The organism is Yimella lutea (assembly GCF_006715095.1).
GTDB lineage: Bacteria > Actinomycetota > Actinomycetes > Actinomycetales > Dermatophilaceae > Yimella > Yimella lutea.
This window is the reverse complement of sequence record NZ_VFMO01000001.1, coordinates 208,890-232,440: the sequence shown is the minus strand read 5'-3', so window position 1 is coordinate 232,440 and position 23,551 is coordinate 208,890. Positions and strand designations below refer to the sequence as shown.

General features: G+C 66.0%; 28 protein-coding genes and 1 pseudogene. 12 read left to right on the top strand and 17 right to left on the bottom strand.

The features are described from left to right. Nucleotides 1-106 precede the first annotated feature (106 nt). Nucleotides 107-517 carry a DoxX family protein gene (locus FB459_RS01135; protein ID WP_129625365.1) on the bottom strand — a complete coding sequence of 137 codons (411 nt, stop codon included), beginning with the start codon at nt 515-517 and terminating at the stop codon, nt 107-109. A gap of 185 nt (nt 518-702) precedes the next feature. Here FB459_RS01135 and FB459_RS17040 point away from each other — a divergent pair, with 185 nt between their 5' ends. Further along, entirely contained in the window at nt 703-1,200 is a 498-nt protein-coding gene (locus tag FB459_RS17040) for a VOC family protein (protein ID WP_170221635.1), read from the top strand. Next, entirely contained in the window at nt 1,082-1,351 is a 270-nt protein-coding gene (locus FB459_RS18160; protein WP_425472267.1) for a HepT-like ribonuclease domain-containing protein, read from the top strand. The genes FB459_RS17040 and FB459_RS18160 overlap by 119 nt, the downstream gene beginning before the upstream one ends. A 229-nt stretch (nt 1,352-1,580) precedes the next feature. On the opposite strand, the gene FB459_RS01125 is transcribed toward FB459_RS18160, so the two are convergent. Next, entirely contained in the window at nt 1,581-2,912 is a 1,332-nt protein-coding gene (locus FB459_RS01125; protein ID WP_141927163.1) for a DUF2786 domain-containing protein, read from the bottom strand. A gap of 350 nt (nt 2,913-3,262) precedes the next feature. On the opposite strand from FB459_RS01125, the gene FB459_RS01120 reads away from it, so the two are divergent. The 3 genes from FB459_RS01120 (at nt 3,263) to FB459_RS01115 (ending at nt 5,549) form a co-directional block, all read left to right on the top strand. Then, nucleotides 3,263-4,324 carry a glycosyltransferase gene (locus FB459_RS01120; RefSeq protein ID WP_129625368.1) on the top strand — a complete coding sequence of 354 codons (1,062 nt, stop codon included), beginning with the start codon at nt 3,263-3,265 and terminating at the stop codon, nt 4,322-4,324. 102 nt (nt 4,325-4,426) lie between these two features. Continuing rightward, nucleotides 4,427-4,582 carry a hypothetical protein gene (locus FB459_RS17030; protein ID WP_168990200.1) on the top strand — a complete coding sequence of 52 codons (156 nt, stop codon included), beginning with the start codon at nt 4,427-4,429 and terminating at the stop codon, nt 4,580-4,582. Between the two features lie 541 nt (nt 4,583-5,123). Next, nucleotides 5,124-5,549, top strand: a complete 426-nt coding sequence (locus FB459_RS01115; protein ID WP_141927162.1) for a PPOX class F420-dependent oxidoreductase — start codon at nt 5,124-5,126, stop codon at nt 5,547-5,549. Nucleotides 5,550-5,628: 79 nt separating this feature from the next. Here the strand turns inward: FB459_RS01115 and FB459_RS01110 are convergent, their stop codons facing one another. Next, on the bottom strand, nt 5,629-6,693 hold the full coding sequence (locus FB459_RS01110; RefSeq protein WP_141927161.1) for an SDR family NAD(P)-dependent oxidoreductase: 1,065 nt from the start codon (nt 6,691-6,693) through the stop codon (nt 5,629-5,631). After that, nucleotides 6,654-7,421: a CPBP family intramembrane glutamic endopeptidase gene (locus FB459_RS01105; RefSeq protein ID WP_141927160.1), complete on the bottom strand. Its 768-nt coding sequence runs from the start codon at nt 7,419-7,421 to the stop codon at nt 6,654-6,656. Before FB459_RS01105 ends, FB459_RS01110 begins: the two co-directional genes overlap by 40 nt. A gap of 71 nt (nt 7,422-7,492) precedes the next feature. On the opposite strand from FB459_RS01105, the gene FB459_RS17025 reads away from it, so the two are divergent. The 4 genes from FB459_RS17025 (at nt 7,493) to FB459_RS01085 (ending at nt 10,046) form a co-directional block, all read left to right on the top strand. Beyond that, on the top strand, nt 7,493-7,951 hold the full coding sequence (locus FB459_RS17025) for an SRPBCC family protein (protein ID WP_170221633.1): 459 nt from the start codon (nt 7,493-7,495) through the stop codon (nt 7,949-7,951). Between the two features lie 199 nt (nt 7,952-8,150). Then, a complete protein-coding gene (locus FB459_RS01095) occupies nt 8,151-9,173 on the top strand; it encodes an NAD(P)H-binding protein (RefSeq protein ID WP_246092262.1) in 1,023 nt (340 codons plus the stop codon). 215 nt (nt 9,174-9,388) lie between these two features. Continuing rightward, nucleotides 9,389-9,616: a hypothetical protein gene (locus FB459_RS01090; RefSeq protein WP_141927158.1), complete on the top strand. Its 228-nt coding sequence runs from the start codon at nt 9,389-9,391 to the stop codon at nt 9,614-9,616. Beyond that, nucleotides 9,609-10,046, top strand: a complete 438-nt coding sequence (locus FB459_RS01085) for a TA system VapC family ribonuclease toxin (RefSeq protein ID WP_141927157.1) — start codon at nt 9,609-9,611, stop codon at nt 10,044-10,046. Before FB459_RS01090 ends, FB459_RS01085 begins: the two co-directional genes overlap by 8 nt. A 92-nt stretch (nt 10,047-10,138) precedes the next feature. Here the strand turns inward: FB459_RS01085 and FB459_RS01080 are convergent, their stop codons facing one another. From FB459_RS01080 to FB459_RS01070, 3 genes and pseudogenes are all read right to left on the bottom strand, one after another. Continuing rightward, entirely contained in the window at nt 10,139-10,867 is a 729-nt protein-coding gene (locus tag FB459_RS01080) for a type 1 glutamine amidotransferase domain-containing protein (RefSeq protein ID WP_342771003.1), read from the bottom strand. A gap of 4 nt (nt 10,868-10,871) precedes the next feature. Then, nucleotides 10,872-11,882, bottom strand: a pseudogene (locus FB459_RS01075) (IS481 family transposase). 75 nt (nt 11,883-11,957) lie between these two features. Next, complete coding sequence (locus FB459_RS01070; RefSeq protein WP_012832542.1) at nt 11,958-12,365, bottom strand: DUF1761 domain-containing protein; 408 nt, start codon at nt 12,363-12,365, stop codon at nt 11,958-11,960. 71 nt (nt 12,366-12,436) lie between these two features. On the opposite strand from FB459_RS01070, the gene FB459_RS01065 reads away from it, so the two are divergent. Further along, a complete protein-coding gene (locus FB459_RS01065; protein ID WP_141927155.1) occupies nt 12,437-13,075 on the top strand; it encodes a winged helix-turn-helix transcriptional regulator in 639 nt (212 codons plus the stop codon). Between the two features lie 124 nt (nt 13,076-13,199). On the opposite strand, the gene FB459_RS17990 is transcribed toward FB459_RS01065, so the two are convergent. The 4 genes from FB459_RS17990 to FB459_RS01045 form a co-directional block, all read right to left on the bottom strand. Continuing rightward, complete coding sequence (locus FB459_RS17990) at nt 13,200-13,325, bottom strand: hypothetical protein (RefSeq protein ID WP_281279507.1); 126 nt, start codon at nt 13,323-13,325, stop codon at nt 13,200-13,202. 962 nt (nt 13,326-14,287) lie between these two features. Then, nucleotides 14,288-15,250 (bottom strand): endonuclease/exonuclease/phosphatase family protein, encoded by a 963-nt coding sequence (locus FB459_RS01055; RefSeq protein WP_141927154.1) that lies wholly within the window; start codon nt 15,248-15,250, stop codon nt 14,288-14,290. Continuing rightward, nucleotides 15,219-15,680: a hypothetical protein gene (locus FB459_RS01050; RefSeq protein ID WP_141927153.1), complete on the bottom strand. Its 462-nt coding sequence runs from the start codon at nt 15,678-15,680 to the stop codon at nt 15,219-15,221. Before FB459_RS01050 ends, FB459_RS01055 begins: the two co-directional genes overlap by 32 nt. Nucleotides 15,681-15,886: 206 nt before the next feature. Beyond that, a complete protein-coding gene (locus FB459_RS01045) occupies nt 15,887-16,474 on the bottom strand; it encodes a flavin reductase family protein (protein WP_246092260.1) in 588 nt (195 codons plus the stop codon). A gap of 220 nt (nt 16,475-16,694) precedes the next feature. Here FB459_RS01045 and FB459_RS01040 point away from each other — a divergent pair, with 220 nt between their 5' ends. After that, nucleotides 16,695-17,165 carry a hypothetical protein gene (locus FB459_RS01040; RefSeq protein ID WP_141927151.1) on the top strand — a complete coding sequence of 157 codons (471 nt, stop codon included), beginning with the start codon at nt 16,695-16,697 and terminating at the stop codon, nt 17,163-17,165. A gap of 148 nt (nt 17,166-17,313) precedes the next feature. Here FB459_RS01040 and FB459_RS17020 read toward each other — a convergent pair whose 3' ends face one another. The 6 genes from FB459_RS17020 to FB459_RS01015 all read right to left on the bottom strand — a co-directional run bounded on the left by FB459_RS17020 (nt 17,314) and on the right by FB459_RS01015 (nt 23,131). Next, on the bottom strand, nt 17,314-17,460 hold the full coding sequence (locus FB459_RS17020; RefSeq protein ID WP_170221632.1) for a hypothetical protein: 147 nt from the start codon (nt 17,458-17,460) through the stop codon (nt 17,314-17,316). Further along, a complete protein-coding gene (locus FB459_RS01035) occupies nt 17,453-18,340 on the bottom strand; it encodes an amidohydrolase family protein (RefSeq protein ID WP_141927150.1) in 888 nt (295 codons plus the stop codon). Before FB459_RS01035 ends, FB459_RS17020 begins: the two co-directional genes overlap by 8 nt. Nucleotides 18,341-18,423: 83 nt before the next feature. After that, nucleotides 18,424-20,052, bottom strand: coding sequence for a DHA2 family efflux MFS transporter permease subunit (locus FB459_RS01030; RefSeq protein WP_141927148.1), 1,629 nt, complete (start codon nt 20,050-20,052; stop codon nt 18,424-18,426). 114 nt (nt 20,053-20,166) lie between these two features. Continuing rightward, nucleotides 20,167-20,961 (bottom strand): ABC transporter ATP-binding protein, encoded by a 795-nt coding sequence (locus FB459_RS01025; protein ID WP_129625376.1) that lies wholly within the window; start codon nt 20,959-20,961, stop codon nt 20,167-20,169. A 40-nt stretch (nt 20,962-21,001) separates the two neighbouring features. Then, nucleotides 21,002-22,000, bottom strand: coding sequence for an ABC transporter substrate-binding protein (locus FB459_RS01020; protein ID WP_211345107.1), 999 nt, complete (start codon nt 21,998-22,000; stop codon nt 21,002-21,004). A 36-nt stretch (nt 22,001-22,036) separates the two neighbouring features. After that, on the bottom strand, nt 22,037-23,131 hold the full coding sequence (locus FB459_RS01015; RefSeq protein ID WP_129625377.1) for a FecCD family ABC transporter permease: 1,095 nt from the start codon (nt 23,129-23,131) through the stop codon (nt 22,037-22,039). A 72-nt stretch (nt 23,132-23,203) separates the two neighbouring features. On the opposite strand from FB459_RS01015, the gene FB459_RS01010 reads away from it, so the two are divergent. After that, on the top strand, nt 23,204-23,524 hold the full coding sequence (locus tag FB459_RS01010) for an NADPH-dependent FMN reductase (RefSeq protein ID WP_141927147.1): 321 nt from the start codon (nt 23,204-23,206) through the stop codon (nt 23,522-23,524). The last annotated feature ends 27 nt before the right edge of the window (nt 23,525-23,551 follow it).

Below are 23,551 nucleotides of genomic sequence, written 5' to 3'. Positions count from 1 at the left end.
ACCAGGCGGATGTCGCGGGTGTGGTTGCGGTACAGCTCGCGGGTGAGTTCTTCGGCGATCTTCCCGTTCGCACCGAGGACGGTCTGCATCGTGATTTCTGCCTGAATCAGCTCGACTTCTGTGAGGACTCAGTCTCCTCGTCGCCCTGGTTCGTCGCCCAGAGGGCCCACGCCACCAGCAGCGGCTGGAACGCGAGCCGGACGGCGCGCTTGGTGTCGGTGTCCAGACCGAAACCGTCCTTCTGCTCCAGGAACTGGCTGATGTTGCCGGGGAACACGGCGACGAAGAACGCGGCGATGATCCTGCCGACCGTCTTCTGGTTCCAACCGGAGATCAGCGCCAGCCCCTGCACGATCTCCACTACGCCGGAAGCGAGGACGACGGCGTCCTTGTCGGCGGGGAACCAGTCGGGCACCTGAGCCTGGAACTCCTGGCGGGCGAAAGTGAGGTGACCGGTGCCGGCGAAGGTCAGGAACGAGCCGAGTGCGACGCGGGCGAGAGTACGGCCTGTGGACATGGTGTCTCCATTTGCTGAGGCGGTGGCGGGCCCTTCGAACCTAACGCGGCCTGGGCGATTCGACGGTTGCGGGAAGCAGGTTTGTCCATGGTTGGGGAATCGGTGCGGCGTCGGGCTGTTTGCGCTGTCGGCACGCCTGGTTCGGGTGAGCCACCCGCTCGCTGAGCACTTCCGCGGTGCTGCCTGTGCGAGGGTTGCCGGATGACCGAACCTGGACCCCGATTCCGCGTCCGCCCGCTCGGCGGCACCGCCGGCTGCGTGGGCATGATCCTGTTCTCAATCGTCGCCTCGATCATCCTCACGGTGATCCTCAACCTGCTCGCTCGCTGACGGGAGACCGGTCGATCTTCGAGATCGCCCTCGACACACCGGACCACGAGAAGATCGCCCCCTTCTGGGCAGCCGCCCTCGGTTACGAGGTCGACGGGGACGAGGTCCACGGCCAGGCCGGCATCGGACCCACGCTGTGGTTCCAGCATCGGGAGTCTGCCGACGAGCAGCGCTTCCACCTCGACGTCCGGGTGCCGCATGACATCGCTGCACAGCGCATCCAGCAGGTCGTGGATGCCGGTGGCACCGTCGTCCGTGACGGATCGCCGGCGTACGTCGTCCTGCAGGATGTGGACGGCAACAAGGCGTGCATCTGCACGAACCTCGGGCGTGGGGGCTGGTCCGCACCCTGATCAGCCCTGGCGTCAGATCGTCGGGATGCGAAACTTCGCCGCCAACCAGTACGACGATCTCGATCCGCGTCGCGTGTGGCGCACGGTGACCGTCGATGTTCCTTCGCTGCGTCGCTACCTTGCGGATGAGGTTCTGCCTGGCGTCGCTTAGCGGCGCCCGTCGTCGTCGGGGTATCCGGACGAACTCGCGGCGCAGTACGACCAGGGTGACGGCGTCATGGAGTGGGAATACCTCGTCGTGCACGGCCGCAACCACTGAGTCGACGCCGGCGCGATCACTCAGCCCTTGATGACCTCGAGGGCGCCGAGATCATGCAACGCGTCGAAGTCATCGTCCTGAGTGACCACCGCAAGCCCATTGGCGAATCATGCGCACACCCTCACCCGCGTAATTCGGCGCGGGAGCGCATGTCGGCCTGATCCGCGGCCTGCCGGCCGTGGTGCCAGCCCTCCCGGTCGAACCTCGCCCGCGACCTGGCCTGTACGACCTGAGGGAAGAGCCGTTCGTAGGTGTCGGTGACGTGCTGGTCGCGTTCGACCAGAGCCGGCAGGCGCTCTCCGCGGGCTGCTCCGCCGAACTCCGATGTTGCAGAACGCTCCTCGACATCGGTGGCTTCCTGCAATCGTTCCCCGATGCGAAAGGCGAACGCGCTGAGGAATGAGGCACGGAACGACCGCGACCGGCGGTGGGCGCCCTGGACCGATCGCTGCCCGGCCGCCGTCATCGTGTTGGTCGCCTGCAGCAGCAGCGAGGTGTAGAGCAACTCGACACCCGACAGGTCGGACGGGAAGCCGACCACCGTGGCGAAACCGAGTTCCTTGCTCCACACGACCTTGCACGAGTTCGCCTCGGCGACCGCGTTGAGCAGTTGCACCTTGGGCTGCTCGTACGGGTTCTCGACGCCGATGCGGGTCGCGCTGGCACCGTCCTTCGGCTGGTCGGTACGCGACGCCGCGAGCATCGCTTCACTGATGCGGTGCCGTGCGATGAGTGAGGCGGCACCGGCGGTGAACGTCTCGGCCTCGGCCTCGTACGGCGTCGACTCCGCCTTCGCCAACAGCATCCGGACGCGGGTGAGGATCCGATCGTCCACCTCGGTCTCTTGTGGATCGATCGACTTCACCCACTCGCCGGGCCGCGGGCCGATGATCTGCACCGGCGGCAGGATCAGGAGCACGTGCAGGCAACGAGCCGCAGCGTCCATGATCGCCAGCCAACTCATGCCGTCCTGGCGACAGGACATGATCGGATCCTGCGGCGACTCGGCGCCCTCACGCAGTTCGGCGATCTGAGCTCGCCAGCCCGGATGGATCGTGTCTCGCGCGTAGCTGCGCAACTGATGCTCGATCACCCGAAGCGTGAAGTCGGCAACCGGTTTGGTCGAGCGCCGAAGCACCATCCGATGGATGTCGGCGGGCTGCCAGCCGCTGTCCCACGCCACCTGCAGGCGATCCTCCAGCGCTTGTCGCACCTGGCTGTGCACCATCGCGCGCGTGGCCGGTTGGTCGCACTGGGCCGCCAGCATCACCACGTTGTCGTCGAACCGAGTCAGATCATCCACCTGCAACGCCACGGCCGCATCCTGCAGCAGCAGACGGACGGCGTCCGCCGGGTCGTCGTTGGAGTGCCGGCGGCTGTCGTCGCGCCCGAAAGCGGCTCCCGTGTGAGGCTGCCGCCTTCGGGGCTTCTGCTTGTGGCGCTTCGTGCTCACGTGGTTGTCCTCTCGTCGGCACGATTCTTACCGCGGTCACCGACAACGGATGGAGGTTTTCCACACGACCTGAGATCCGGTCGTCCGGCGAGGTCAGCCTAAGTCTTGGAGATCCTGCCGAACCTGGCTGTTCCGGTCGCGTTCTGATTTCCCCCTTCGCGTGGGTGATTCGTTGTGCCAGAGCCGTTTCCGGAACGAGGAAGGCGCCTGCGATCTCACCGACGGTCAGGCCGCCGACCAACCGGGGCGTCGATGAAGTGCTCGCTGGCCGTAGCGTTGTCCCTCGGCTCACCGATCTTCATCCGCCCGACCGGTGCAGCGGCGCAGGGCGGGACGAACGATCGGATGCCATGCACATCGCGGTTCTTGCCACGACTCGCAACCCATTGCGTGAACCGTTCGCCGGTGGCCAGGAAGCACAGACGGCGTCGCTCACCGCGGGCCTGCGCGCTCGCGGACACACGGTTCGGCTGTACGCACAGCCCGGCACCGATCCTCGTCTTGCGGACGAGTTGGCCACGTACGCACAGGTTCCTACCATCCGCACACCCGAGGACGAACCGTTGGCCGGGCTCTGGCGGGACGATGCCGCGATGTCCTGGGCGATGGCCGACCTCGTGCGACGACCGGTCGATCTGGTGCACAACCAGAGCCTGCATCACTTCCCGCTGGCGATGAGCCGGGCCATGCCCAGCACGATGGTCACGACGTTGCACTGCCCGCCGTACCCGCTGGCAGAGATCGGTGTCTCGCTCGCCGCGGACGACGCCGTGTACGTCGGTGTCAGTGAGGCGGTTGCGAGCATGTGGCGTCTGCTCCCGATCGAACCGCTGGTGATTCACAACGGTGTGCGGTCGTGTCTGTTCGAATTCGGTTCAGGTGGAGAGGAACTCGTCTGGGTCGGGCGAATCACCCCAGAGAAGGGCACCGACCTCGCGATCCGAGCGGCCCGTACTGCCGGGCTGCCGCTCACGATCGTGGGCCCGATCGCGGACGCGGCCTTTTACCGAGACCACGTCGAGCCGTTGCTCGGCGACGGCGTTCGTCATGCCGGTCACCTGGATCAGCGAGCGACCGCCCGGATCGTCGGCTCGAGCCTTGCGATTCTCGTGACTCCACGCTGGGACGAGCCGTTCGGCTTGGTCGCCGCCGAGGCGATGATGTCTGGCACCCCGGTGATCGCCATCGGACGAGGCGGTCTGCGCGAAGTCGTCTCAGAGCGGTCGGGGGTGCTGGTGGGTGAGGCAGGAACCGCCACGGCCGATCTCGTCGCGGGACTCGCGGACGCCGTGTCCCGCGTCCGCGATCTCGACCGTGCCGACGTCCGAGCGGACGCGGTCGCCCGATTCGATGAGCAGCGCATGGTCGAGGAGTACTGCGCGTTGTTCGAGTCACTGGTCGCCCGTCGCTGACGCGGTCCACATCTGGTGGTGCGGCTCGCATCTGGCCATCCAGGTCACAACTACTGCTCCAGGGTGTTGCGCGGGCGCGTCGAGCGCAGCAGAGTTGTGCCCATGAGCGAACAAGACCCGAAGGTTCAGCCCGATACCGTCTCCGACCCCGCCAATGACGACGAGGTGGGAAGCGACTGGAGCGGCGAAGGCGGCGCCATGCCAGCAGGCCCTGCCACCGACGAGGACGCGGACGATTCGTCGTCCGACAAGGACTGACGCCCTCGTTCGGGCAACCACATGAAACTGCTGCCGACCTCAGGTGGTGTCACCAACGACAGCATCCGCGAGGCGTTGGTCGATCTGCTCTCGGCAAGCCGATCGATCAGGCGTCCGCGCTGGCGATCCCGACCGCTCAGCACGGTCATCCGATGTGTACGCCGGGATCGGCGTACCGATTCGTGTCGGGCAACAGCCCGTCCGCGATAACCGGACTCGGTTGGAAATCAGGCGGATTGCTTGAACTGTTGGCGTTGCCGCACATCGAGCCGGCGCGCTGGATGCCGTGGGTGCGGGACGCCGACGTCGTGCTTCGCGCGTTCGCGTACGCCGAGCCCTGCGCCATGGTGTGCCACTGTTCGACGGTGAGGTGGAGTTCTCGAACGCAGCGGTCTGAACCTCGACCCGGGCGTCCGCCTTGCCCGGTTCGACAGTTTCGATGCGCAATCCGCATGGCTCGACCTCCCGCGACAGGGCCCGGCGAAGGGGCGTGCACGGCTCGTCCGCCGTCCAACTCTGTGCCGGGGCCTATGGTGAGGCAATGAGCGACGAAGCGTTGCGGAAGCTGTTGGAGATCCCCGGCAAACGGGGAGTGCTTTCGACGATCAAGCGTGACGGGCGTCCACAGATGTCGGTCGTGATTCATCACTTCGACCCGGCGACCTCGACACTGTCGATCTCGGTCACCGATGATCGGGCGAAGACGCGCAACCTTCGACGCGATCCGCGTGCCAGCTACCTCGTCACGGGACGCACGCCGTGGGACTACGTCGTCGCCGAGGGAACGGCCGAATTCGGCCCGGTGGCAACCGAACCCGACGACTCCGGAGCAGACGAACTCGTCGACCTGTACCGGACGTTGGCCGGCGAACACGACGACTGGGACGACTACCGCGCGGCCATGGTGCGCGAGAAGCGATTGGTCCTTCGGATCCACGTGGAACGGGTCTACGGCATCGCGCAATGACCCACGCCTCGCTGGTCGAGTAGGTGCGGAGGCGATCTTTCCCAGACCCACCTTCAGCAGGCCGGGACGGGAGAAGCGGTCAGCGCGTCGTCAGGCGAATCAGACCTCGAGTCAACCCTCGGACCATCCCGTCCGAAGACGCCGTCCATGCAGCGTCGTGGGGCATACGCTGCATCGGATCTCGCTGGTCACAATCGGAATCGGAGTCGACGATCGCCCTCTGCAGTGACTCCCGTAGGGGCATGAGTTGCCATCCGGGTGGCAGTAGCTCGGTCACGAAGTCGTCATCGGCGCAGACCATGTCGTGGGAGAGGCTGTCGATGAGCGCTTCGACCGTCGAGCCCGGCGCGCCGACGAGCGCGCCTGCGAGGTCGGCGACGAGCGGCTCGGGCAGGAACGGCACGAACACGCGCGGACGTCGACGCAGGCCGGCGGCTCGGCCGAACTCCCAGAGCAACATGCCGTATCCGATCGCGGTGGGTCCGCCGATGTCGTACCAGCGGGAGGGCACGCGCGGATCCAGGGCGCCGACCAGGGCTTCGAGCGCGTCGACAACAGAGATCGGCTGGAGGCGAGAGTTCATCCACGTCGGAAGTGGTTGTGCTGGAAGGCGATTGCTCAACTGGCGCATGATCTCCAGTGAGGTGGATCCACCGCCGATCACCATTGCTGCGCGCAGCGTCACCGTCGAGGGTGCACGAGTGGTGAGCACCTGCTCGACCTCGAGTCGCGACCGAAGGTGGGGCGACAGTTCGGACGCCGGGAGCATGGGCACCAGACCCGACAGATAGATCACTCGCTCCACACCCGCGCGGGTTGCTGCTTCCGCGAATGTTTGCGCAGCCAGGCGATCGAGCCGTTCGAATTCAGGATCAGCCAGTCCGTGGATCAAGTAGTACGCCGTCGCCACACCTTCCACTGCTGCGTCGACGGAAGCCGAGTCGAAAACGTCCATCTGCACGGTCTCGACCTGCGGATCCTCGTGCCACCACAGCGAATTCGCGCGCGAGACGTTGGTGAAGGTGGCGCGGACCCGATGTCCGTCGGCCAGCAGCCGTGGTACCAGACGACTGCCGATGTAGCCGCCTGCTCCGGTGACCAGGATCATCGGCCCGACCGGCGGCTCAGCAGCAGTTCGCCCCATGCGGCCGCCCGCTCGGTCAGCTTCGGCAGGATCACCAGCATCCCGGTCGACCAGGTGCCGTGGACGATGATCGGGGACAGCACGCCACCGGTCACGCGCCGTGAAACACCGGTGAGTCCACCCAGCAGCACGGACGCGAACACCAGCATCGGGTTGCCCGTCGCCAGGGTGGTCGTGCCGTACACGACGGTCGTCACCGCGACCTGATGCGGTTGCGGGGTGGCTGCGTACAACGCGCCTCGGAAGAAGAGTTCTTCGGCGGCGCCCGTTGCGATGGTCAGCGGCACCACGATGCGTAGGTCGCCGACCCGCGCGTGCTGCACGACGCTCTCGATCTCCTTGCGCAGCAGGGGGATCTGCACGACGGCCATGCCACCGAGAGTGAAGACCGCCACCGCTGCCGACCCGATCGCCAATGGTCGCACGATCGGCCGCACCGGCCCGCGCGAGGAGTTGGAGTGCCCGACATGCAGCGGTCCGGACGCCAACGCGCCGGCGGTCCAGACGCCGGCCAACGCCACGGTCCACAACTGGAAGGAACGGCTGCCGGGTGGCTGGCGCAACGCCGTCCGCAACACCGGCGCGCCGACGACGAGCGTGCCGAGCGAGACGAGCTGGCGGCGGCGGAATTCGGCGGGTGTCTGCCAGTGATCGCGGTCCACCGGGCGTAACCACGGCAGCTGTTTCAAGCGCCCCGCGATCTCGGTCAGGCGTGACGAATGACGCATCTGCTGCAAACTCCTCGGGGTGGTCGGTAGCTCCTAGTGTGGAACATCCACCGTCCCGAAGGGCTTCCGCCGTGAACTCATTCTCCGCACGCAATGTCTCTGAGGAGACCGTGCCATACGACGTCGACGCACTGTGGGAGGTGCTGACCGACGCGAAGACCCTGCAGAAGCTGACCCCGCTGGTGCACCGGATCACCCCGGACGGTGACCGCTGGCTGTGGGAGATGACCTCCGTCCCGGTGTTGAACCAGAAGTTCAAGCCGGTCTTCACCGCGCTCATGGACTTCGATCCCAAGAAACGGATCTCCTACTCCCACGATCCCGCGCGAAGCGACGAGCTCGTTGCGGTCGACGGCATCTACACCCTCACGCCCGTCGACGGCGGCACGCACCTGAGCATCGACATCGACATCACCGCACGGATGCCCTTCCCCAAGATCATGGGTCCGGCGGTCCGCACCGCGATGACCGTCGTGATGACCCAGATGGGCAATGGTTTCGCACGCAACCTGGACAAGCACCTGCGCTGACCCTTGGCGGGTGCCGGTGTCCCCTACGGTGACGGATGGGTGCCGCGCGGCACCCTCGGACGGCATCCGGTGACAGCGGTGCCGCTCGATCGGCCAGTGACAGGCCGAGCAGCGTCCTCCCCGCCCGGACGCGGCGCCGCGTCGCGATGTGTCGTGTCTGGACCCCGTGGCACGACCCGAACCGAGAGGAAAACGAACGATGAAGATTCTTGTGACCGGCGCGACCGGATACGTGGGTGGACGACTGGTGCCCGAACTGCTGAAGGCGGGCCACGATGTCCGCACCACCAAGACGGCGGACGAGGACGTCCACCCGTGGTGGAGCGATCAGGTCGAGACCGTCGAGATGGATGTGCTCGATCAGAGCGACGTGGAAAACGCGATCGTCGGCGTCGACGCCATCTACTACCTGATCCACGGGATGGGTGGCGACGACTTCGCCGACAACGACCGCAAGGCTGCCGAACTCGTCCGCGGCGCAATCGAATTGCATGGTGTGCAGCGGGTCGTCTACCTGTCCGGGATCGTCCCCGACGTTCCCGAGAGTGAACTGTCCGAGCACATCACCTCGCGCCTCGAAGTGGAACGAATCCTGACCGCCAGTCCGGCGACCGTGATCACCTTGCGGGCTGCCGTGCTGCTGGGCAGCGCGTCGACGTCGTTCGAGATCATCCGTCAGGTCAGCGAACGGATGCCGCTGCAGACGGTTCCGGAATGGATGAACTCCGACGTGCAGCCGATTGCGGTCGTCGACGCGATCCAGGCGTTGGTGGGTGCACTCACGATCGACGGCCCCTCGCGTCACTTCGACGTCGGCGGGCCCGAGTCGATGCCGTACGCCGATCTGCTCGACCTCTACGCCGACGTCGCCGATCTCAAGCGACCGCAGGTCACCGTGCCGCTCCTGCCGACCGGACTGGTGGGGTCACTCGTTGCCACATTGATCGACGTGCCGAAACCGACCGTCGAAGCGCTGGTCGAGAGCCTGCACCACGACATGGTTTGTGGCGACGGCGGGCCGGGGGTCCGCGAACTGCTGCCGGAAGGGCACCGCTTGATACCGATGCGTGAGGCGATCCAGCGTTCGCTGGCCGAGCGCACGGCGGAGCCGAAGGACGCCGACCCGATGGGTCCGCTTCCGCACGACCCGCCGTGGGCGCAGGGCGGCGAGGACAAGTCGTTGCTCGATCGGGTGAAGGACGTTCTTCCCGGCGGCCACTGAGGTTGCAGCCTCGTCACTCCCGAATATGCGTTGACCGCAACCCGGACGAACAGCCGGCCGTGGGATGCGCGCATATTCGCTTCTTCCCGTGGCCGCGCGGATTATCCGGGCGGCCACGTGTCTGCTCTGTGGTCCGGCCGTTGCCCGGACCCCGCGCCGGGGGCGTCACGTGTTCGTAATCTTTAAGTGTGATGCTCTGATGCTACGATGTGGTGATGCGGACCACACTGGAGATCGACGACGATGTGCTGGCTGCAGCGCGCTCCCTGGCTCGCAGTCGAGGTATCTCGATCGGTGCGGCGGTGTCCCAGCTGGCCCAGCGCGGTCTGAGCGCCGGCATCCCGTCGAGCGTCGATTTCTCTTACAGTCCCTTCCCGATCATGGTGGGTTCATCGGACGTCATCGTCACCGACGAGTTGGTCGCACAGTTGCGCGATGAGTGATGATCGCCCGGTCCTGTTCGATGTCAACGCGCTGGTCGCTCTGGCGCTGACGTCCCACCAGCACCACCGGAGTGCGCACACCTTCTTGGCGTCCGTCCGGACATGGGCCACCTGCCCGGTCACCGAATCAGGACTGATCCGGATGCTGCTGAATCCGGTTATCACCGGTTCACAGCGCGAAGTAACCGAGGTCTGGCCAATCCTTCGCGGCATGCGATCGGATCCGCGTTGGAACTTCCTGTCCGACGACTCCACGCTCGTCGAAGCGGTGGTGAGTCCGGTGGTCCTCATGGGACATCGTCAGGTGACCGATCTGCACTTGGTGAACCTTGCGGCGAGCCGTGGAACGGTGCTGGCGACGTTCGACAGCGCCATTCACACCTGGCTCGCCCCGAAGGATCGCCCCCATGTGGTCACGATTCCCGCCTGAAGGACGTCACTGCGCCATGGTTGAACACTCGGCCCGTACGGCAGAGCGGCCACTTGGATGTTCCACGCGGCCGCCCCGGTACTCGAACGCGATCAGCTCACGTCGGCGATGATGCGGTCGGCGAGGTCCTCGGACGACTGCGGGTTCTGGCCGGTGTAGACGTTCCGGTCGACGACGACGTGCGGACGCATCGGCAGCTTGGCCTTCTCGTACTCCACGCCGGCTTCCTCCAGCTTGTCCTGCAACAGCCACTTCGCCTTCTTGGCGAGACCGTTGAGCGTCTCCTCGGCGTTCGACAGGCCGGTCATCTTGTAACCGGCGAACGGCGAGGTGCCGTCGGCGTTCTGAGCGGCGAGGATCGCGGCCGGCGCGTGGCACAACAGGGCCAGCGGACGGCCTGACTCCAGACGCTTCCGGATGATCGCGCCGGACACCTCGTCGTACGCGAGGTCCTCCATCGGGGCGTGGCCACCGGGGTAGAAGACCACGTCGAACGCGTCCGGGTCGACATTCGAGAGGTTGTCCGGCGCGTCGAGAACCGGTGCGAGACGGGCGAGTTCGTCCTTCAGCGTGCCGATCTTGTTGGGCAGCAGCCCGCCCTTGACGCTGAGACTGGTCTGGTCGACGGTCGGCTTCTTCCCGCCGGGCGTCGCGACGACGACGTCCCAGCCGGCCTCCTTGAACTTGTTGTACGGCGCCAGGAACTCCTCGGCCCAGAAGCCGGTCGGGTGCTTGCTGCCGTCCTCGAGCGTCCAGTGGTCGGCGGCGGACAGAATCATCAGTACGGAGGTCATCGAGATTCCCTTCAGGTAATTGAGCAACCCACTAACTGTATGAGGCCAGGACGTTGTTGACGCGTGATGGCGTCCCGGAAGCGGGCGGCTTGCCGCCGTGCGCGCCGTGGGGCCGGTGGTAGTTGTAGTGCAGGTTCCAGGTCTCGAGCGCTTTTTCGCGCTGGTGTTCTGAGGTCCAGGTTCTGACGTAGAGGAACTCTTCGGCGAGGATGCGGTTGTAGCGTTCGACTTTTCCGTTGTGCTTGGGCGTGTAAGGCCGGGTCCGCTGGTGCTCGGCACCGTTCAGGGCGGCGGCGAAGGCATTGGAGCGATAGCAGGCACCGTTGTCGGTGCTGATCCGCTCGATCTTCACGATGCCATGCTTGGCGAACCATTCCCGGGCGCGGTTCAGGAACGCGACCGCGGTGGTGGCCTGCTCGTTCTCGAGCGATTCGGTGTACGCCAGGCGCGTGTCTCCGTCGATCGCAGAGTGTAGGTGTGCGTATCCCGCTCGCGCGCCGCGGGACTTCGCGCGGGCGGCGGCCCTGGCCTCGGGGCTGGTTCTTCCCGTGCACTCGCCAGCCGCCGCCGTCGGGGATGCGCCCGACCTTCTTCACGTCCAGGTGCACCATGTGCCCGGGATGCTTGGCGGTGATGGTCTTGATCTCTCGGTTGTTCTCGCCGTTGGGGTCGATGAACCGACGGCGGTTCAAGCCGAGCTGAGCCAGGTGGCGGGTGATCGTGCGCCGACTGACGGTGGTGCCGTCCGCGTGAAGCTCGAATGCGATGCGGGACGCCGACCATTTCTTCTCGCGCCGTAGCTGCTCGATCCTCGCCACCGTCTGGCCGGGTGTCGCGGTTGACTGTCGGACCGGAGCAGACGAGCGATCAAACAGCCCGAGTTCGCCGAACTTCCGGTAGCGGTTCACCCACTTCGATGCGGCGCCCGCGAGATGCCCACCTCGGCCGCCACGTGCGCGATCGGCCGGGTGCGGCATCGCTCCACGAGACGTCGGCGACCCTCGGGCGTGAGTGGCGCATTCTTGTGGCTGCGCGTGCCCATCGACGAGCTTATGCTCGAGGTCATACTCTGCCGCCTAGCGCAAGGACGTGATGGCCCCGTCATGGATCGACCTGCCTAGAACAGACCCAGCACAAGCGTGATCGCCAGGAATAGCGCGAGCTGATAGCCGGTGTTGATGATCGTCAGCTTCAGAGGCTTCTGCTCGAACGAGTTGTGCTGGAGAAGAGTCGATGCGGACAGCGTCAGCCAGGCGACGAACCCAACCACCACCGCCAGCCACACGGAGTCGTTGCCGGTGGCCGCCGACGTGAGCCCGACGGCGAACGCCAGTCCGAAAGTGGTCGCCGCGTTGGACACGGCGAGCAGGACGAGGTTCCGTGTTCGGACGGGTCTGTTCTTCTCCGGTGTGATGCCCGTGAGTCCTTCCCAGGCGTCCGCGATGGCTCCCTTTGAGTACCAGGCCATCGCGACGACCATCCCCGCGACGAACGCGAGGAGCACACCAATCCAGCTGATCTCCATGCTCATACCTCCTTGACGGCCGGAGCACGGACTGCCCTGGCAACGACGACGCTACATTGATACCATCAAGCATGGTTGAAAATATCAATCGTGCATCATCACGTCGATCCTACGGTCAGTTCTGCGGGCTGGCGCGCGCGCTCGACGTCGTCGGAGACCGCTGGAACCTCCTGATCGTGCGCGAGCTGCTGCCCGGACCCCTGCGATACGGCGAGCTCAAAGCATCCCTGCCGGGCGTGGCGAGCAACCTCCTCGCCGAGCGGTTGCGGACGATGGAGGAGACCGGCGTTGTGGAGCGAGCGCTGGGAGACACAGGCGTCGTCTACGGACTGACACGATGGGGCACGGAGCTCAAGGAGCCGATGGAGGCCCTGGGCCGGTGGGGCGTGCCTCTGCTGGCCGCCGGGCGCGGTGATGACGAGTTCCGGCCCCGGTGGCTGACGCTCGCCCTGCCCGCCATTCTCCACGGGAGGACGGCAGCGCCGCCCGTCGAGATCGGCTTTGAGGTCGAGGGTCTGCTCATCGTTCTCCGCATCGACGAGGGTGGTCCGAGCGCGCGGATCGGTGACAAAAATCGACCGAACACCGTCCTAGCGGCCGAGGCCGATACCGTTGTCGGCTTCGTCGCCGGCGCTCTCACCATCGACCAAGCGCTCTATGCAGGAGAACTCCGCGGAGACGCGGCCCCCCTTCGGCAAGCGTTCGCCTAAGACGCCACCTCCAAGGCAGCGGATCGGAGGGATCCGTAGTCGGTGCGACGCCGTCAACAACCTCATGGCCAGCAACAACTAACTATCTACCCGTTCGTCCGGCAGGACGGGCTGCGGGCGCAGCTCATGTTCCGGGGAAGTCCCGGCCCGGTGCGCTGGACGACATGAGAACCGCGCCGTCCGCACCATCACGGATCTCCACCTTCGCGATACCGGACGCCTTGGTCGCCACCCGACCGACCGGCCGCATGACCCTGTCACGCTTGACCTGCCAGACAGCTCGGACTCCATGAGCCAGGAATGAACGTCCACCAGTGCCGCCTCTTGATCCGATCGATGGAAGATCCCCACGCTAGGTCGGCAGCGTCAGTGACAGCCAGAGGTTCACCAGACTCAGGTCACTCAAGGTCGACGCCGAAGGTCTGACCAGACGCGCGGGTGTCGAGATCTACTTGCTTCCTGATCCGCGCGGATCTCGACAGGAGGATCAGTCGCGCTGACTACTCGGGACGGCGCAGCGTGACCGTCTCGCCGTAGGTGACGGCGAGGTGCCGTCGGCGTTCTGAGCGGCGAGGATCGCGGCCGGCGCGTGGCACAACAGGGCCAGCGGACGGCCTGACTCCAGACGCTTCCGGATGATCGCGCCGGACGGCACCTTGCTCGTAGACGCCGGACCCCAAGTGTGTGGACCGCACGCACTGTCACTAGGGTCTCGTCGCCCGCCTGCTTCAGGTAGTCCCGCAGGAGCAGTAGGTTCACCGCAGCAGTCGCTGAAACGTCATCGATCAGGATGAGAAACGTAGGCTGCCAGTACTCACGCCGTTTTAGGCTGTGTCCGGTCCGGCCGCAGGGACGCCGCCCGGGTACGACCCACGTCGCTCTTTGAGGAACCGCAGCGTCAGCCTTCCGGTCCCGTTCGTCTTCCAGTAGGCACGTGTTCCCACCCGCGTCAGCGCCGATGAGAGCCACCCGTGGTCAATGGAGTCCGGGATGCCCGCCATGCGCTGCCCACTGAAGGCAACACCAGCAGTGTCGCCCTCGTAGAGAGGCATCGCAATAGGCGACCGGTGCGCCTCGACGGCTTCACGGCGCTGTGACATGGGTCAACCACTCATTCCCTCAGAACGTCTTTGGGAATAATCAACCACCGAATGCAATGCTTGGCAGTGCGGATGCCTCCTGGGCGCATCACTTGCTCAAGGTGGTTGGAGGTCACCTCGGCACCAGACGCACCCACGTTCCACGGTGGTCGGACCCCTGCACGGTGAATCGTCCACGACCGCTCACCGCGAAGCCGTGGGTGACCACGTGGTCGAGCGAAAGCACTGGTGAAGCCGACGGCCAGGACGCGTCCGTGCCCCATCCCTTCTGCGCCTCGACACCGCCGCGCAGGAACGCGCGGAAGGCCGGGTGGTCCCTGGTGGCGTTGAAGTCACCCGCGACGACGGTTCGGCATCCGCGATCGCGCTCACCGGACTCCGTAAGGTGCAGCCCCTTGATCTCCCGCGCCCACGTCCCAGCCAACCCGGGTAGTGGCGGCAGCGGGTGCGCGCCGAGCACCGCCACGCAGCGGCCGTCGCTGCCGCTTATCACGACTCGTGGTTGCTGCAATTGCCCCGGGGAAGCCGGACCTGCGTCGGACTCACGCTCGCGCTGCGGGAGGCGGGACAGAATCACGCTTCCAGCGACGGTGCTGTTCCAGGCACGCCCGGAGGTGTACCGGAGCTCGCGCAGTTCAGGACGCCGACGCAGGTCAGCCACCGCAACCTCGTCGACTTCCAGCAGGACGAGCACGTCCACCCGGTGCCGCTTGACAACGGCGGCGACATCATCGGGAGATCCTTGCGCTTGCTTCATGTTGATCGCAGCGACCGTGATGCTCTTGCCGGGCTCGTCCGGAACCAGCGGGGCGCCGCGCCACAAGTCGTGACCGACCCCGACGAGCGAGAGAGCGAGCGCCGGACCGAGCACGAGTACCCAGGCACCACGCCGACGCACGCCGAGCACCGCCGCCGTCACGACACAGGCCGAAGCCGACACCGGCCACAACGCCTGGCACATGGCCAAGAACTCCACCGCCGGAAGGTCCCACCAACGGATGCTCATCACCGCGGTGGCAAGCAGGCCGACGGCAGCCTGTGCCTTAGTAGCCCGCCTGGAGGTACGTGGTGCCATCACTCCACTTCTGTTCGCTGAGTTCGACCTTCGTCGACGGCTTGACTGTGCGCGGGTACTTCGATCCACCGCACAGGTCGATGCTCTTGCGCGATGAGGTGTCCACGCGGGACACCTTGTCCCCCTGCACGATCACGACGATCTGCTGACCGTCGGCCACGGGCACGTGGTCGCTCGATTCCCGCCAGTTCACAGCCAGTTCCCGGCGTACGGCTTCCTCGGGAACATCCGGGCAGGTCACGAGGGCGCGCGACCAGTTACCGGGGATCAGTCCGCGGAAATCCGACACTGACCGGGCCGGTTGAGCACTCCGCGCTGCTTGCTCGACCGTGCTCCCGTCCGTCGATTTCGGTCCTTCCCCACCACCGCATCCTGAGACAGCCACAGCAATACCGATTGAGACGAGCAGGATTCGCGATGCCTTCGACATCGTCATAGCGTAACCAGTGCCGCCTCTTGATCCGATCTATGGAAGATCCCCACGCTAGGTCGGCAGTGTCCGGCAGTGACAGCCAGAGGTTCACCAGACTCAGGTCACTCAAGGTCGACGCCGAAGGTCTGACCAGACGCGCGGGTGTCGAGATCTACTTGCTTCCTGATCCGCGTGGATCTCGACAGGAGGATCAGTCGCGCTGACTACTCGGGACGGCGCAGCGTGACCGTCTCGCCGTAGGTGACGTAGCGGGACCCGCTCAGGCGAGCCACCGGATCGAGGTTCCACTCGAGCGGACGGTCGTTGTCCAGGACGTCCTCGTCGACCCAGGCGCACACCACGCGTCCGAGCACGATGAACGAGTCTCCGACGGGAATCACGTTGTGCAGCAGGCATTCCAGTGCAGATGGCGATGCGGCGACCCGAGGTGGACGCACCTGCTGCGAGGGGGTCTTGGTGAGACCGGCCAGTTCGAACTCGTCGACGTGCGGCGGGGCGGACTCGGCGGTGGCGTTCATGGGCTCCAGTAACCGCCGGGGCACGAAGTTGACCACGAACTCACCAGTCGCCTCGATGTTGTTGAGTGAGTCCTTTCGACCCACTGAGGTGAACTGAACGATCGGAGGATTGCCGGACGCGACGGTGAAGAACGAGTGCGGCGCAAGGTTGGGTCGGCCCTCGGCGTCCACACTGCTGACCCACGCGATCGGCCGGGGGATCACCAACCCCGTGAGCAAGCGATACGGCGCGGGAGCCGGAAGGTCATCCATCCGGAATGCACGTTGATTCACGGATCGACCCTATGGCTGTCCGTGACCGTTTGGAGTAGGTGGAGCTCTTCATCCACGTTTCATCCAGCTCTCATGCAGGGTCCATAGCGTTTCGGACAATCGGCGCCGGTAAAGGAAAGCGGTCAGGTCCACGGGCTTGATCCTGCCAACTGTCGCGGCACGGGAACAGGACCCCGGACGTCGGCGTCCACACGGTATGACCACTTCTCGCAGGGCTCTGATGCGCGCCTCGAGCGCCGTACTTCTGCTGCCGATCGCACTCGCCGGGTGCCAGGACGACGGACTGGACCGGCTGGGTGGGGAAGCCCCGTCGGACGATGAGGTCACGCTGAAGGTCTCAGTGAGCGACTGGAGCGGGTGGACCTCGCCGCCGCCGGGCTACAAAGCGCCGGTGAAGGTCACGACCGACGCGTACCGTTCGGGTGACATCTTCAGGGTGATGGCGATGGGAGAGGTGGTGACCTTCACGGTGGAGGTGCGCGAGCGCTCCGTCCATCTGAAGAGCACCGGGTCGATCTACGAGGACGGCGACGGAATGGGCGACGCGAAGGAGAACTTCCGGTGGCGTCGCGGCGGACGTATCGAACTGGCCACCCCGACCATGGACGCCGCAACGAACGTCACGATCGAAGATCTCGGCGCAGGGGCGCGGCCCGCGACGAGTGCGCCGAGCAGCACGTCAACCGGTTGACGAAAGGATCAGCGAGACAAAGCGGGGCTGAGTTCGCCTGCGAGACCGACGAATTGTGCCCACCAGGGGTGTACTCGTGAACGCTCGCGGCCGGCAACCGGACGGAGTTGGGCACCAGGTGCGCGAACGGGACGACCTCGCCGTCCCCTCAGTGGTGCAACGGCAGCCGCACCTCGGACGATGGGATCAGGTACTCGGTGACATCCAAGCCGTCCGCGCTCCAGTCGGGCATCGCCCACGACGCGACCCGGGGCGAGGGCATGACGGCGATCGGCCTGAGTCTTTGTTCAGGCACCCATCAGACGATGACCGTTGTGCCACAGCGCTTTCCGCATCCACTCATCACCAAGGTCGAGGCGGGCCAGGGCCTCGATCTGGTGGGCGTAGGCGTAGGGGATGTTCGGGAAGTCGGTGCCGAGCACCACCTTGTCGCTCAGCGAACCAAGCCGGTCGACGTAGCCGTCCGGCAGCGGAGCTAGGCGTTCAGTGAAATCGGTCGCCACCATCGTCGTGTCCAGATGGACCCGTTCGTACTGCTGCGACAGGTCGGCGAATGCGTTGTACTCGGGCATCCCCAGATGGGCGATCACCAACGGCAACCGCGGGTGGCGTTCGAGCAACCGGCGTACCGGCTCCGGACCGGTGAACTCACCCGCCAACGGACCCGACCCCGCATGGATCACGACCGGCGTTCCCGCCTCGTCGATCAGCGGCCACACATCGTCGAGCAGCGGGTCCTCGGGCGTGAAAGCACTCACCGAAACGTGCACCTTCCACAGCCTTGCGCCGGCGTCCATCGCCTGCCGAACGCACGCGGCCGCTCCTGGCTCGGGGTAGAAGGTCGCGCTGTGCACCGCGCCGTCCACCCGTCCGGCGAACTCGCGGTTCCACTCGTTCAGCCATGTGGCCATACCGGGCTTGTGCGCGTAGTTCAGGCTGGGGATGTACCGAACGCCGAGCGTCCTCAGCTGCTCGATGCGCTCGTCCTCGGGCAGCCGGTAGGTGATCGGCCAGGGCGTCCCGTAGTTCGTGTCGGCGTGATCGAAGTAGTCCCACACCTTGTTCAGCACCGCGTCCGGCATGAAGTGGACGTGGATGTCGGCGAGGCCGGGGATACCCAGGCGAGACAGGTACCCGGGCACCTCGGCGTCGGTGCGCGGTCCGGGTGTGGTCATGGCCCCATTCTGCTCAGCGGGGCCGGAAAAGCGAAGCGGGCCCGGGAAAGACCCGGACCCGCTTCGTTGAATGATTGCAGCGATCAGTGGATCAAGACCGGCGGCGCGGTGCCGTCGGCGTCGTCCGCGAAGTGCGACTCCTCGTGCTTGCGCGGCATCATCAGCGCCGGGATCAGCGTGAGCGACACCAGGATCGCAGCCACCAGGAAGGTGCTGCCGAAGACCTTGCCCATCGCGTCCGACACTGCGGACATGAGCTTGGCCTGAGCGGCGGCCGGGTTGGAACCGGCGGACGCGACGATCTCGGCGACGGCCGGGAACTTAGGCAGGGTCGCCTGGATGAGGGCTGGGTCTTTGGTGCCCTTGGTCGCTTCTTGGAAGCCCTGGGCCTGCGAGACGAGCTTGTCGTTCTTCAGACCGTTGGTGAGGACGACCGACATGATCGCGACACCGACGGACGAGGCGATCTGCTGAGTGATGTTCAGCAGCGTCGAACCACGGGCCACCTGGTGGTGGGTCAGCGTCTTGATCGCCGAGGTCATGATCGGCATCATCGTCGCACCCATGCCCAGACCCATGACGAACAGCACCGGGATGATGTAGCCCCAGTACGAGGTGTCGCCGTCGACCTGGGTCATGGCGAACATGCCGCCGATGATCGCCAGCAGACCGAACGGCACGATGCGTCCGACCGGGATCTTGTCGGCGAGCGCACCGGCGATCGGCATGGTCAGCATGGCGCCGATGCCCTGCGGGGCGACCAGCAGACCGGCGTCGAACGGCGACTCACCGCGCACCTGCTGGAAGTAGGTCGGCACCAGCAGCAGGCCACCGAAGAACGCGGCCGCGAAGATGAACATCGTGATGGTCGCGACGGTCAACTGACGGTTGGCGAACAGGCGCAGGTCAAGCAGCGGGTGCTCGGGCTTGAAGCTGTAGATCACGAACGCGATGAGCAGCAGCAGACCCACGGTGCCGAAGCCGATGACCTTGGCCGAGAAGAACGTGCCTTCCTCCGGGATCGAGGAGATGCCGTACAGGAAGAGCGCGAGACCCGGGCTCATCATCAGCATGCCGACGAAGTCGAAGGACTCGGTGGGCTCGGGGGAGTCGGACGGCAGCGCCCACCACGCGTACACCAGTGCGGCGATGCCGAGCGGCAGGTTGATCAGGAAGATCCAGTGCCAGCTGTAGTGCTCGATCAGCCAACCGCCCAGGATCGGGCCGAGGATCGGACCGAGCAGCATCGGCACACCGAGGATCGCCATCAGGCGGCCCATGCGCTTCGGGCCGGCGGCCTTGGTCATGATCGTCATGCCGAGCGGCATGAGCAGACCGCCGCCCAGGCCCTGAAGCACGCGGAACAGGATCAGCATGTTGATGCTGTTCGCCATCGCGCACAGCACGGAGCCGGCGGTGAACAGCGCCACCGCGAGCAGGTAGAGACGCTTGGTGCCGAAGCGGTCGGCGGCCCAACCGGTCAACGGGATGACGGTGGCCAGGGCGAGCGTGTAGGCGGTGACCGTCCACGCGACCGTGGCGTACGGCAGCGGGTTGTCGGCGCCGGTGAAGGTGGTCTGCAGATCAGGGAGAGCGACGTTCACGACGGTGATGTCGAGGATCGACATGATGGCGCCGAGGACGACGACACCTGCGATCTTCAGGACGGCACCGTCGATCTTGTCCGGATATTCCGGAGCAACCGAAGACATGAGTTCCTCATCGTTCGAGGGTGGCAGGGGCGGCTGCGAGGCGCGCAGAGCCCGCGCAACAGTACTGCTGCCCAGCACGTTGCGGAAACCTATATTTGCTCGGGGTGACCTATTTCATCCGTGGTTCGCCGCAGGGCTGAACCGAGGAGCGAACAGGAACTGCGGGATGCCGTCGTCGACCACGATCGTGGCGCGCACTCCGTAGACGTCCTTGATCAACTCGGTGGTCAGGACCTCCTCGGGTGTTCCGGACGCGACCACGTGCCCGGACTGCAACACCACCAGATCGTCGCAGTACCGAGCGGCCAGGTTGAGGTCGTGCAGCACGACGACGGCCGTCTGGCTGAGCTCGGTCAGCTGCAGGATCTCGTGTTGGAAGTGGATGTCGAGATGGTTGGTCGGTTCGTCCATCAGGAGGTAGCGCGGCTGTTGGGTGAGCGCCCGCGCGACCATCACCCGTTGCCGTTCGCCGCCCGACAACTCGCTGAGGTCGCGGTCGACCAGGTGTGCTGCGCCGACGCGGCGCAGGGCGTCCAGCGCGATCGCGTGGTCGCTGTCGCTGTACCGGCCCAGCGCGGAATGATGCGGCAGCCGTCCCAGCAGCACCACCTCGGCGACGCTCAGTGCCGTGTCGCCCGAATCCTCCTGCACGACAACGGCCATCGACCTCGCGAGTTCGGTTCGGTCGAACTGCGCGAGCGGCCGATCGCCGATCAGCACCTCACCCTCCGCCGGCCGCAGCGCGCCGAAGAGCAACCGCAACAGCGTGGTCTTGCCGCTGCCGTTCGGGCCGACGAGACCGGTCACCCGCCCCTCGCGGGCGACCATGTCCACCCCGTGCAGGACGTCGGTTCGTCCGTAACCCAAGCGCACCCCGCGCGCGTGCAGTGCGCCCACCGCAGTACTCATCGCGTACTCATCGCGTACTCATCGCGTACTCATCGCGTACTCATCGCACGGTGGGGAAGGCGTTCACGATCTTCTTCAGTCCGGTGATCGCAAGCGGCGACGGCGGCTCGGTGAAGTTGAACAGCTGGACGTGGATGCGCTTGTTCCGCACCGCTGCCAACCGTCCGGCACCGGGCAGCGAGGTCACTGCCCGTTCGATCTCCTGCGGGTTGCCCTCGTTGTGCAGCAGCACGATCACGTCGGGGTTCTTGGCGAGCAACTGTTCCGGGGAGATCTCGAAGACGCGTTCGGCGACACCCGCGAACACGTTCTTGAAACCGGCGGCGGCAAGCTGCGGATCGGCCATCGAGCGGTTGCCGTAGGCGTACGTGGTGCCGCCGCCGGGTGTCGGGTACAGCACGGCTGCGGTGGCCCCCTTACGGTCGGGCACGTTCGACGTGATCTTGCTGAGTTCCCCGCGCATCGAGGTGACCGCGCGAGTGGCCTGCTGCTGCTTGCCGAAGACCTTGCCGTACGTCTGGAGTTCGGCGTACACATCGTCGAAGGTCGGTGGCTTGTTCGCACCTTCGCACAGGGCCGGGACCTCCAACACCGGCACCTTCGTCGAGGCGAGTGTCTTCGGGTTCACGGTGTCGGTGTGGCCCAGGACGAGGTCGGGTGACCGCGCGAGCACGGTCTCCTTGGAGATCTGCAGGTGGCCGGAGGAGTCGATCTTGTCCGTCAGCGACGGGATGCGCTCGAGTGCAGCGTTCGTGTCGGCGTTGTAATAGGCCTTCGGGTAGACACCGGCCTTGGCGGTGATGCGGTCGAGGGCACCGATGGCGTCCAGGTAAGGCACGGACGCCGACTTCAGCAGCAGGCCACGCTCGGGCGGCGCGTCGAACCTCTGATCGGTGCCGCAGTTCGACACCGTGACGGGATAGCCGGCGCGGCTCTCCTGCTTGGTGGGCTCCGGTGAGCCGCACGCGGCGGTCATGGTGAGCGCGGCAGTGCAGACGACGGCGGGCATCAGCGGACGGCGGCTGGGTGGGGAATGCATTTCCTCTGGCTTCTGTCGGGGTCTTGTGGTCGGGAATCAGTGGGCTGCGGTCATCCGCCGCAGCAGCACGAGCAGGAACGGTGCCCCGACGAGAGCGGTGATGATGCCGATCGGAATCTCTTGCGGGCGCAACAGAGTTCGGGCGACGAGGTCGGCGAGCACCAGGAGGATCGCCCCCATCAGAGCTGCCACAGGAAGCATGTGGCGGTGGTTCGATCCCACCGCGCGACGGGCCAGGTGAGGCACGACCAACCCGACGAAACCGATGCTCCCGGACACCGCCACGACGGCGCCGACGTTCAGCGACACGACGACCAGGAGCCTGGAGCGCAACGTGCTGGGGGATATGCCGAGGGTGAGCGCGGTCTCGTCGCCGATGGCCAGTGCGTCGAGGCGGCGCGACCACACGATCAGCAATGCGGTGGTACCGATGACCACCGCGGTGACGACTGCAAGTGCAACGTCCCATCGGGCCAGGCCGAGTGAACCGAGCAGCCAGAACAGCACCGACCGAGCGCCTTCGGCCGACCCGGACGCGAACACCAGGAAGCTGGTCAGCGCGGACAGTGCGTAACCCACCGCGACCCCGGCCAGGATCAGCCGCACCGAGGTGACCCGCGATGTGCCGCGGGCGATGAAGAAGACCAGGAACGCTGCGGCGAGCGCGCCGGCGAAGGCGCTGCCCTGCAACGCGTACTCGCCCATGCCGGCGCCGATACCGAACAGGATCGAAGCGGCGGCGCCGGTCGACGCACCGGAGTTGATGCCGATCAGGTAGGGATCGGCCAGTACGTTGCGGACCATCGCCTGGAGCACCGCGCCGGTGATCGCCAGGCCGGCTCCGACAACGGCGCCGAGCACGATGCGTGGCAACCGGACCTCCCACACAATTGCGTCGAGCGCCGGGCTCCACGTGGCCGTTGCCGGGGTGCCGGTTGTGTGGTGACCGATGATCCGGACGATGCTACTGACCGGTGTGGTGACGGCACCGAGGGCGATCGCGGCAAGGCTGGTGGCAAGCAGACCGCAACAGAGTCCGATCAGCCAGGCGCGGTACCGGCGGTGTGAGCGGTCGACCCCGAGCGCGGTGCGTGCGGGCGCGTTCGATGCGCGCACCCGATCGATCTCCATACGCGACACGGTCGCATATGATGACTTCGCCTCGCCGGGCGGGGGTCGGGCGGCACATGTGATTGATCTTTCATCGGCTTCATCTTCGTCACGCCGGAGTACAACCACGGCGTGCCGGGCGGCTTCAAGAACGCGGTCGACTCGATCGGTCCGGAGTGGGCCGGCAAGGCCGTCGGCTGCGTCGCCTACGGCGCGGACGGTGGCGTGCGTGCGGTGGAGCAGTGGCGGGTGATCATGGCCAACCTGCACGCGCATGTCGTCCGCGCGCAGGTGTCACTGTCGCTGTTCACCGAGTTCGGTGAGGACGGGTTCCGTCCGCAGGAGCGTCGCGCCGAAGAGCTGAAGAGTATCCTGGGCCAGGTCGTCGAGCTGGCCGGCAAGCTGCGCGGCTGACGTCAGCGAGACTCACGAACGCCGCAG